Source organism: Pseudanabaena sp. SR411 (assembly GCF_002251945.1).
Classification (GTDB): Bacteria; Cyanobacteriota; Cyanobacteriia; order Pseudanabaenales; family Pseudanabaenaceae; genus Pseudanabaena.
Genome location: NZ_NDHW01000103.1, coordinates 16578 through 27010, shown reverse-complemented (window position 1 = coordinate 27010; position 10433 = coordinate 16578). Strand labels below are relative to the sequence as shown.

Below are 10433 nucleotides of genomic sequence, written 5' to 3'. Positions count from 1 at the left end.
GCTTCGTTTTGGTTCATTTTTTTACTGTCTTTTTATTTCATATTTTACCATGCCTTACAGCGGGAAGGGAGTAGGACTAACTACCCAAGACTTTCAAGAACCGCATCAAATCATTCAACTTGGTTATCCACCTAATCGCATTGACTTAATCACCAGTCCAGATGGCATTGACTTCCAGACCTGTTATGAGTCGAAAATAGAAGTAATGCTTGACGATATAGCCGTTAAATTCATCGATCTTGATAATCTTAAAAGGAACAAACTAGCATCTGGCAGACTGCAAGACTTGGCAGATTTAGAAAATCTCTGCTAATCAGCAATGAATAGGCGATCGCCATTGACGTTTTCTCATTGGCATAAAATATTTGAGAAGATTTAAGAGTGATCGAGAAACAGGCGATCGCTTTTACTACCTGCGAGACTTATCGATCTGAATTGTTGATAGCAATAATTGATTCTATTTTCTTAAATGCTAAACTGTAAATACTTAAAATAACTCTAGCAATCACAATGAATACATCCAATGATCTATCTATTGTCGATAATCCCTCTGCGATACCAGTAACGGAAATACAGAATCAACTGAGTGAATCAATTAGACAGCTATCTCCAGAAAGATTAAAAGTAGTTGCCGATTTTGCAGCATTCTTAGCAAATGCTGAAAGCGAAGCAGCAACTCAAGAGCTATTATCAATCTCAGGACTATTAGAGCGCATCAAACAGAATCAAACAACACCTAAAAGCCAATATGTAAATTGGAGAACAGTGCGTTCTGATGTATGAAATTCTACTCCATCCTGATGCTCAGAAAGTTTATGCTAAAGCAGATAAAGCTTTAGCGAAAAAGATTGCTAAATGTTTACAACAATTAGAACAAGATCCGCGATCGCACCCTAACATCAAAGCGCTCAAGGGAGAATATTCAAATTTATATCGTTATCGCATTGGCGATTATAGGATTATTTATTCAGTCGAAGATGAAATAGTACAAGTGTTTGTTGTGGCGATCGCTCACCGCAGTAAGGCTTATGAAATATAAGGTGTCGTTACCTGATTAAGGGAATGAATAGGCGATCGCCATTGACGTTTTCTCATTAGCCTAAGATATTTGGGAAGAGTTAAGGGTGATGGAGAAACAGGCGATCGCTTTTACTACTTGCATGATTTACCGATAGAAAAGGAGACATAACATGACACTAAAAGAACTACAATCACAACTACTATCCCTAACCCCCGAAGAAAAAACTCAAGCAATCCAAATCCTAGTCCAAAGCCTCAGCAACACATGGCAAGGCATCGAAAAAAATCCTAGAGTCATGGGCGGCGATGCCTGCATTCGACAAACCCGCATACCCGTATGGCTACTAGTGAGCCTCCAACGTCAAGGCGCAAGCGAAGCCTACATCCTCGAAGACTATCCCACCCTCTCTGCAACAGACCTAGTAAACGCATGGCGCTACGCCGAAACTCACATTGATGAGATAGAAGCAGCCATTCATAGACAAGAGGCAGCTTAAAATGGCACGTCTCTACACCGATGAGCAATTCCCCCGAATTGTCGTCAACCTGCTTCGTGAGTTAGGGCATGATATTTTGACAGTCCAAGAAGCAGGAAAAGCCAACCAAAGAATCCCCGATGAAGAAGTATTATCCTTTGCGATCGCTAACAACCGTGCTGTATTAACGATTAATCGAAGTGACTTTATTCGACTGCATAACCTAAAACCTATCCATGCAGGGATAATCGTTTGTACAGAAGACCTCAATAGACAAAGACTAGCTACCCAAATTCATGAAGCAACTACCAACACAGTAGCTCTAACCAACCAACTAATTCGCATAAATCGTCCTAGTAAATAGAGATTGCTTAACTATTGGCAGGATATTTGAGAAGAGTTAAGGGTGAGGGAGAAAAAGGCGATCGCTTTTACTAACTGCGAGACTTACAGCTCTAAAGCAACTTCACAGTAAGGAGAACAAACAATAAACAATGATCAAGAACAACTTTTCGAAAAGCGAGTAACTTACTCATTGGAACTAAACGGTAAATTCATTAAGAACCAAAGCGTGTAATTCAAACACCTGATAAAGACTATAGCTATGTATAGGCATGGAGGATTCAATATTTAATTTTTAAGAATCTCAACGTTTTGCAGCGATCGCCTTGTAATTAAGCTTTACTCAAGATATAGCAAATTTTTAAAGATCCAAGATTATGTTCCAACAAGTTTTATTAGCTGTCGATGGTTCGGGGCGATCGCGCGAAATGATGAATATGCTACTAGCCCTGCCTAGTATGCAAAATTTGCAAGTTAATGTACTGCATGTCATCCCCAATTCAACTAACTCGGAAGCGATTACGGAATATCGTCTTGCGGGTGAAAAGATCGTTGAAAGAGAAGTCAAAAGTTTGCGCTTGTCTTCAGGTAATACCACCGTATCCATGCTCAAGGAAGGTGAACCTAAAGATGTTGTCTGCAAAGTAGCCGAAGATCTTAAGCCCGACTTGATGATCATGGGATCTCGTGGTATGGGTCGCCTACAAGCAATCTTGGCAAACTCGGTCAGTCAGTATGTTTTCCAATTATCTGACGCGCCCATGTTGCTGATCAAGGATGACGTGTACATCAAAACCATTCGGAGTGTGATGGTTTCTGTAGATGGCTCAGCCTCAGCCAATAATTGCCTTGATCTTGCGATTAAACTAGTCAGTGGCGCAAAGGATGTCGAAATTTTCTTGGCAAGGGTGGTCAAGCGTAAAGAAGATGCCAATGCTAACACCGATCCCGTACTGGTGGAGACTGCCGCTAAACTGAAGCGGATGAATATCCCATCGCGCTCCTTCATAAGTTCTGGTGATGTGGGTAAAGAAATTTGTAAACTCGCCGATGAGTCTAATACTAGCCTGCTGATGATTGGTTCACCCGATCGCCGCCCCTCGATCGCCCGTAGTTTGCCTGACCTTGATCGCTTACTTGGTTCATCGGTATCTGACTATGTGCGTGTAAATGCCACTGTTCCCGTATTGCTAACCCGCACCATAGAAGCATAAACAATATTTACAGCGCTTTGCGCTCAAACCCAAACTAAGAAAAAATTTGAAAGCGTTGCGAAGCAACGCTTTCAAATTTTTTCTTGTGGTTCGTTTGATCGGTAATTGCTGTAAAACAAGCAAAATTTAAAACAAGCAAAAAATCTGGGCTTTAAAGCGCCTGTTTTAAATATTCTTAGAAGAGCAACGCTTAGCGTTGCTCTTCTTGTTTAAGTGCATAATTAAATTTGAGGGCATAATCGGAAACCGTGCTTTCAAATTTTACGTCCTAGCTACCTATGAAATCGCCACAAACACCATCACAGCAGCCAGCACAGCCTAAACCACCTAAATCCAAGTTGATGACCCAAATCAATCAGCTTACACAGGTGGTTAATGGGGTCTTAAAAATTAATCCCAAAGAGCGCGTCCCCAAACTAGAAGTACGCCGATCGCAAAAAGATAAGCCTGAAATTTATGAATTAGTGGGCGATCGCTACATATTAGGACGTAGTACGGGCAAATGCGATATTGTCGTGCAAACACCATTAGTAAGCCAAGTTCACGCCCAATTAGTTCGCGATCGCACCCAAAAGAAAGCCCAATTTATTCTCCAAGACCAAAACTCGACCAATGGCATTTACCGCCAAAAGCAACGCCTTAAGTCAGTGCCACTGCGTCACAAAATGACGATTACTTTAGGTCCTCCTGAACTTGCCGAAGCCGCCACAATTCGCTATCTTGATCCGCCACCTTGGTATATTCGCACGGTGCAATATACGGGAATCGGTATCGGCGCGATCGCAGGGATGCTGGTTTTAGCGATCGGCTATGAGCTTAGCCGTGTTCCCGATCTCAAGCCTTTACCCGTGACTCAACAGGGGCCCGTAGAAGTTTTTGCTGGCGACAGTATCAAGCGCCTTGATCCGACGGATATTGCTAATCATACGGAATATGCCAGTCTCGGTGAATTTGGGAAATTTATTCCGCAAGCGGTAATTGCCTCCGAAGATACTTCCTTCTATTGGAATGTTGGAGTCGATCCTGTGGGTGTGGCGCGGGCGATCGTCACCAATGTCCGTAGTCGGGGTGAGCGTTTAGAAGGGGCTAGCACCATTACCCAACAGTTAGCGAGAAACTTACTAGGCAAAACCTATGTGGGGACAGATGACTCCGCAGGGCGCAAATGGCGTGAGGCGGCGGCAGCAATTAAACTCACATTTACCTATAACAAAGAAGAAATTCTGCGCCTGTATCTCAATCGCGCCTATACGGGCTATGGCGTTTATGGATTTAAGGATGCCGCTAAACTTTATTTTGGCAAAGAAGCTTCCGAACTATCTCTCTCGGAAGCTGCAACCCTAGTCGGGCTATTACCTTCCCCAGAAACGATTAATCCTTTTAAAAACAAAAACTTAGCGATCGAATATCGCGATCGCATTCTCAATCGGATGGCGGAATTGGGGATGATTACCGATAAAGATGCTGAACGGGCAAGGCGATCGGTACTAATTCTCAATGAAGCAGCCAAAACTAAGCTGCAAGGCTCGGTTGCGCCTTATTACTACAGCTATGTGTTTGAAGAGTTACAAGATATCCTCGGCGATAACTTTGCGCGGGAAGGAAATCTAATCGTGGAGACAAATCTCGATCTCGCCATGCAAAAGGCTTCCGATGATGCTTTACGTGATGCTGTTGCTCGTGATGGTGGCAGTTACGGATTTAGCCAAGGAGCGATCGTTACCGTGAATAGTAGCGATGGTTCACTATTGACGATGACAGGTGGTGTTGACTATAAGACAAGCCAGTTTAACCGCGCTTCCCAAGCCCTACGCCAACCAGGTTCAACTTTTAAATTATTTAGCTATGCGGCGGCGATCGATCGCGGTATTTCTCCTAGCACTGCATTTTCCTGTAACGCCCTCTCAGGGATTGTCGGCTGTCACAATGGCGGTAGCGGTGCGATCGACATGTATCGCGGCTTTGCCCTATCAGAAAACGTGGTAGCGGTTAGGGTTGCTGATAGCGCAGGCTTGGATAATGTGGTGAAAATGGCAAAGAACTTAGGAATCACCGCCAAACTCGATGAATCGAGCAATATGGTTTTAGGGGGTAATGAAGTCAAAATTTTAGAGATGGCTGGAGCCTATGCCACCGTCGTCAACGAAGGTAAGTACATCAAACCCCATGCCATCAAACGTATTCTCGACAGTGCTGACTGCCAAAATCCTAAAGATCGCAGTACCTGTCGGGTCATTTTTGATGCGAATACCTTTGTAAAGCCACGTCAGGCGATCGATGCTGGTGTAGCTAGCACGATGGTGGATATGATGCGGGGAGTTGTCCAATTCGGTACGGGGCGATCAGCAGCGATTCCTCAAGGTACTGTAGTTGGCAAAACGGGAACCACTGACGAGGGGCGAGATCTTTGGTTCATTGGTGCTGTACCAAGGCGAAACTTAGTTACAGCCGTTTGGCTCGGTAATGATGAGGGAGTGACAAATGGCTCAAGTGCAGTTGCTGCACAGGTTTGGGGCGATTATATGCGGCAAGCTGTACGCTAAACCAGTAGAGATTATGCGAAGCATAATCTCTACTGGTTTAAAAACTTTTGCGAAACTTTTGTCAAAAGCGCTTGACGACTGCCATAGGTGCTGTAGTATTGATTCCGTCTTATGGATTGTGAAGAGGCGCTTCGCACCACTACAATCCTGATAGCAATCCTGAAAAAATTACGTCTTAATCTCAAGCGACATAGGAGCTACATCTGTGAATAAAGGTGAATTAGTAGATGCGATCGCCGAAAAGGTATCCGTATCCAAGAAAAATATTGAAGTGATCGTTACTGCTGCCCTCGAATCAATTGTTGATGCTGTGGCTGAAGGCGATCGCGTTACTTTAGTTGGCTTTGGTTCATTTGAGCCACGCGATCGCCAAGAGCGCGAAGGTCGCAACCCTCGTACTGGCGAAAAAATGGTGATTGCTGCTACCCGCGTTCCTGCTTTTTCGGCTGGTAAACAATTCAAAGAAAAAGTTGTTGAGTAATGCGATTTCACAAAATTCAAAAAAGGGGCTGCGCCCTTTTTTTGAATTATTTTTGCGTTCCCACCCCCCAAATAAAAAGCGGCGCTTAGCGCCGCCTTGGAAAATGTCTAACGCTAAAATCAAAAAAGGCTCGCAAAGCGAGCCTTTTTTGATTTTTCATCCTTCCCAGATTTTGGTTAGAACTGTTTGTGGAGAGATCGCATTGAGGGGCTGACCTGCGATCGCTTGCACATATTTGATGCGCTTTTCGGTGATCGGTAGTAATGAGCCAGCAGCCGTATTTGCTCCCAAAATGGCAACTAGAGCCGTGCCAACTGCAACTCCTAGTTGCATAGCATCACCTTCAGCACAAATAAATAGATTTGCGGAAGCAATAAAAGCGGTCAGCTTGCCGATATCAGTCGGACTACTAATTAAGAGATTAGGAACTTTAGCGGTTAGTTTTTTTAGTAAATCGGCATTATTAACGCTATCGATCGCCACAATTGGTAAGTTCGGTAGTTTTGCTTGCATATCAAGCGCGATCGTTGACCAACTCTCCGCAGGATAATTGGCATAAGCGCCACAATTCAGCAGGATAAAACCACTTTTTTGAAGACCAAGACGCTTTTGCTCGCTAGCTGCCCAATCCAAGTCATTTTTGGATAGAGTAACCTTAATGGGTGGACAGAGCTTCTGGATATTGATCGCCATTAGCAAGTTATGGTTTTGGACTGCGGCATATTCTTCAGGATCGGCAGTAATAATATCCGTTAGCAAAAAGTCACCCTGTCCCGCAAAAGATATTCGCTTGGGGATACCACTTAACCATAACAAGATATTAACTGAGAAACTAGGCTGAGTAATGATTGCAGCATCATATTCGCGATCGCGGATTGTCCCAAGCAAGTTACCAAAATCAGCCAAAGAGTTGCGATCTTTGAAATCAAACTTGAGGACTCGGTTCACAGATTGGCAAACGCGATAAGCTGCCATTGCGCGTGGCTCGACTACCACATCAATCTCGGCATTGGGATACTGTTGTTTGAGTGTATCCAGTGTCGGGAAAAATAGTAACTGATCGCCAGTTCCACCAGGAACCAAGGCCAGTATTCGCATCATATTTTATACATCTCTAGACGAAGACCGTAAGTAATATTACTTTGTTTTTGGGAGTTGAGACAGATAGCCTTAATACAAACCCTTAAGACATTGCTAAGTCATGCCTTTAGGGCTAGATCAAATCACCTAACAAACTCGATACTTCACCTTGCATATTGGTGCGATTGTCGTCGTAGAGCATGAGGGTATCCAGTTTTTTGTGTCGGGATAGTTTCTGAACTTTACGCACATTGCCATTAGTTGCATCAAGGGCTGCTGTAATTGCAGAATGGCGAATACGGTGGGGAGACATTTTTTTGGTAATGCCTGAGTCTCGCGCCAGTTGGTCAACAATTTGGTAAATCGCTGTGCCAGTCAGGCGATGCCCATGATTGACTGGATCGAGAGATTGAAATAAGGGGCGATCGCTATTTCTTGTCTTAAGTTGAGACAGCCAGTCTTGAATTGCGTTAGCCGTTCCCATGCTAAGACTAATGAGACTCTTTTGAGAGCCACGTCCCTTACCTAAAATTTGAAGCGATCGCGCTTCATAGTCAAAATCACCGATATTCGCACTAACGACTTCGTTACGACGCAGGGCATTGTCCCAAAGTAGTCGCAAAATCGCAAAATCACGTATGCCTTTGATAGTAGTTCTATCTATTTTTAAAAGCATTGTACGAATTCCATCGGGCTTAATCCCAGTCGTATCTCGATAGGTTTGAACAGTCTCGGTTTGGACATCATCGAGATTCCAATTACATTTCCCTAACTTGGCGGCGAAATTTACTAAGGATTTGAGAGCAGATAGACGACGGTTAATTGTCGATTCCTTTAAGCCTTGAGCTATTAAGTCGGATTTGTATCGCAACACGATCGCGATCGCTTCAAAGCGATTTAACTGCAAAAACTGGGCAATCACTGGCTCTGTCGGCTTTTGTCCATAGGCAGCAAGAAAAAAGTAACGCAAATCCTTCTCATAGGCGCGTCTAGTGTTAAGACTCCGTTTGTCGGCTAGGAGAGAAGTGAGAATGTCTGGATTAAATTCTGTCAGCGCATAAGGAACCTTGCTTATTTGAGTCTCACTAGTATCTAAATAAGTCCTATTTTGATTCTCATATTCTAATCTTGATACGCTACTTAGTCTCGACTGAGTCTCACATGTCGCAACTATAGTCTTATTGAGTGTCTCAATATCTTGATTTAAGGCATATTTTGCTTGACTAAATCTCAATTGTTCGGGGGCGATCGCCTCGCTAATACCTGCATTAGCTGCGGCACGTTTCACTATGCCATAGATGGCAGTTCCCGTCAGTCTATGACCATAACTCGCACGATCCAGAGATATAAATAGTGGTGCTTGAGTATCTTCCTCATTCTCAGCTTCAAGATGAATCAAATTCAGCCAGTCTTGTAATGCGTTGGCTGTGTCTAAACTGAGACTAATAATTTCCGACTGATTTTGTTGACCTTGACGTTTATAGCGCCGTTGCACCTGAAGCGATCGTCCCCGACAATTCAAATCGCCAATACTAATTGCCGCTACCTGCTGCCGCTTTAGCGAATTCTCGATTAGTAATTGCAATATTGCGTAGTCGCGTTGACCTGCTAATGTGTGGCGATCGCAAGCCATGAGAATTCGCTCTGCAAGGTCATTAGTCATTACGCATCATGATTTACTGCTAAGAACTTTGTAGGCGATCGCGATTAGAACTACACCGCCTAAAAAAGGTAGCCAATGGTAGCGAACATAATAGAACAAGCTATTAAAGAAGTAGCTAGCCTCACGGGATACCCACGCAGCGATCGCCAGCGCTCCAACAAACATCGCGAAATACATGGCAAATTTCAGCATTTGATTACCCCTAAAACGATTTTAATCCTATATTAGCTTTAGTTTGACAAGTATAGAAAAACGATGAAATCTCCCATCTCTCCATACCAGCCCGTTCTTTTGCGGCTATTGCATAGTGCGATCGCCATCTTAGTCTTTGCTGCCTTAATTACAGGCTTTATGGTCTATGACCGATACGACAAGCGGTTTGGGACTCTGAACTTACCGATAGTTCCCAATACCCAAGGGATTCACGGTACGATCGCTTTAACATTCTTAATTCTTTTACCAATTTTTGCCATATATTGCTTCCATCTAGGCTCACGACGCTTAGTTCAGGCTCAATCATTTAAACAGCTTACAGAAGTGGGTAAACCAGTTTGGTGGATATCGCTACAACGTCTCACCAATACCCTTATTCTTCTATCTGCTACCTTTGCGGTAACTACAGGTCGAATGATGCAAGAAGAATGGCTACCTAATGAAGAATTGAACCATGCTTGGTATATCGGACATTTAATTTCATGGGTATTAATGATTGTTGGTATAGCAATGCATCTACTGATGAGCGCTAAGGTAGGCGGATTGCCACTATTGTTATCTATCTACAATTGGAAAGTACGTGCTGAAGATATGCCAAAGTCTTGGTTTAAAGGATTTCAAATCAAACCTTCTAGCACGATTCTATTAATTTTTGAAATACTTGTCATCGGTGGTATTGCGATCGCCTTTGTTTTACCCGCATTCTCCCAAAAATAAAATAAAGTAGAGGAGGACGCAAAGCGTCCTCCTCTACTTTTATGTAAAAACATGAGAAAAAAAGACTTAACTTTACGCAGCGATCATAACTGGGAGTCAGAAGAAGGATACAAAATATTTGTTGCCGATCGCGGGGCAGTAAGGTTTGATTTTCCCAAGGATTGGATTGTTAAGTTTAAAGAAAAGTCCGTCAGTTTCCATGACTTTGAACCAACTGACGATACAGGCGCATTAGAAATGTCCTTTAATCGCCTGCCTCCTCACGATTGGAATACATTTCCCCTCAAAAAAGCCCTGCAACAAATCCTTGATGATGACGATCGCGAAATTCTTGCCAAAGGTAAAGTTACTAGCGCTAACCGAGATGGCATGAAACTCGTATGGACAGATCTGCGCTACATTGATGCAACCGAGAAGCGTGAAGCCACCTCTCGCATCCTGATTGGTATTGGTGGTAATGTCCAAGTCCTCTTCACCTTTGACTATTGGACAGAGGGCGAAGAACAGATGCGCCAAGTCTGGGAAGTAGTATTGCGATCTCTACGGCTTGGCTTATTTATTCCTGATCCCACTAGAGGACAGGTAGTTAATCCAAATTTAAACTAGAACCCCTAGAAAACAAATAGAGGTAGCTCTTGGAATAAATCTAGATATAGTGATGATTTTTTACCGATTACTTGGCGG

At 43.4% G+C, this 10433-nt stretch carries 13 protein-coding genes; 10 read left to right on the top strand and 3 right to left on the bottom strand.

Annotated elements, in window-relative coordinates; translation table 11 throughout:
• Positions 1 to 49: 49 nt before the first annotated feature.
• From B9G53_RS10340 to B9G53_RS10305, 8 genes are all read left to right on the top strand, one after another.
• On the top strand, positions 50 to 313 hold the full coding sequence (locus tag B9G53_RS10340) for a hypothetical protein (RefSeq protein WP_217901550.1): 264 nt from the start codon (positions 50 to 52) through the stop codon (positions 311 to 313).
• Between the two features lie 197 nt (positions 314 to 510).
• Complete coding sequence (locus B9G53_RS10335) at positions 511 to 783, top strand: hypothetical protein (RefSeq protein WP_094531855.1); 273 nt, start codon at positions 511 to 513, stop codon at positions 781 to 783.
• The gene (locus B9G53_RS10330) at positions 776 to 1039 is read left to right on the top strand and encodes a type II toxin-antitoxin system RelE/ParE family toxin (protein ID WP_094531853.1); all 264 of its coding nucleotides are present in this window, start codon (positions 776 to 778) and stop codon (positions 1037 to 1039) included. The genes B9G53_RS10335 and B9G53_RS10330 overlap by 8 nt, the downstream gene beginning before the upstream one ends.
• Positions 1040 to 1190: 151 nt before the next feature.
• Positions 1191 to 1517: a DUF433 domain-containing protein gene (locus B9G53_RS10325; RefSeq protein WP_094531851.1), complete on the top strand. Its 327-nt coding sequence runs from the start codon at positions 1191 to 1193 to the stop codon at positions 1515 to 1517.
• Position 1518: 1 nt separating this feature from the next.
• Positions 1519 to 1860 (top strand): DUF5615 family PIN-like protein, encoded by a 342-nt coding sequence (locus tag B9G53_RS10320; RefSeq protein ID WP_094531849.1) that lies wholly within the window; start codon positions 1519 to 1521, stop codon positions 1858 to 1860.
• Between the two features lie 355 nt (positions 1861 to 2215).
• Positions 2216 to 3052, top strand: a complete 837-nt coding sequence (locus B9G53_RS10315; RefSeq protein ID WP_094531847.1) for a universal stress protein — start codon at positions 2216 to 2218, stop codon at positions 3050 to 3052.
• Between the two features lie 278 nt (positions 3053 to 3330).
• Positions 3331 to 5595, top strand: a complete 2265-nt coding sequence (locus B9G53_RS10310; RefSeq protein WP_094531845.1) for a transglycosylase domain-containing protein — start codon at positions 3331 to 3333, stop codon at positions 5593 to 5595.
• Between the two features lie 205 nt (positions 5596 to 5800).
• A complete protein-coding gene (locus B9G53_RS10305; RefSeq protein ID WP_094531843.1) occupies positions 5801 to 6076 on the top strand; it encodes an HU family DNA-binding protein in 276 nt (91 codons plus the stop codon).
• A 156-nt stretch (positions 6077 to 6232) separates the two neighbouring features.
• Here the strand turns inward: B9G53_RS10305 and B9G53_RS10300 are convergent, their stop codons facing one another.
• The 3 genes from B9G53_RS10300 to B9G53_RS10290 all read right to left on the bottom strand — a co-directional run bounded on the left by B9G53_RS10300 (position 6233) and on the right by B9G53_RS10290 (position 9011).
• Complete coding sequence (locus tag B9G53_RS10300) at positions 6233 to 7177, bottom strand: glycosyltransferase family 9 protein (protein WP_094531841.1); 945 nt, start codon at positions 7175 to 7177, stop codon at positions 6233 to 6235.
• A gap of 112 nt (positions 7178 to 7289) precedes the next feature.
• On the bottom strand, positions 7290 to 8819 hold the full coding sequence (locus B9G53_RS10295) for a tyrosine-type recombinase/integrase (protein WP_094531839.1): 1530 nt from the start codon (positions 8817 to 8819) through the stop codon (positions 7290 to 7292).
• 6 nt (positions 8820 to 8825) lie between these two features.
• Positions 8826 to 9011 carry a hypothetical protein gene (locus B9G53_RS10290; RefSeq protein WP_094531837.1) on the bottom strand — a complete coding sequence of 62 codons (186 nt, stop codon included), beginning with the start codon at positions 9009 to 9011 and terminating at the stop codon, positions 8826 to 8828.
• A 63-nt stretch (positions 9012 to 9074) separates the two neighbouring features.
• Between B9G53_RS10290 and B9G53_RS10285 the strand changes: the two genes are divergently transcribed.
• Positions 9075 to 9749 carry a cytochrome b/b6 domain-containing protein gene (locus B9G53_RS10285; protein WP_094531835.1) on the top strand — a complete coding sequence of 225 codons (675 nt, stop codon included), beginning with the start codon at positions 9075 to 9077 and terminating at the stop codon, positions 9747 to 9749.
• A gap of 51 nt (positions 9750 to 9800) precedes the next feature.
• Positions 9801 to 10355 carry a hypothetical protein gene (locus B9G53_RS10280; RefSeq protein ID WP_094531833.1) on the top strand — a complete coding sequence of 185 codons (555 nt, stop codon included), beginning with the start codon at positions 9801 to 9803 and terminating at the stop codon, positions 10353 to 10355.
• Positions 10356 to 10433 lie beyond the last annotated feature (78 nt).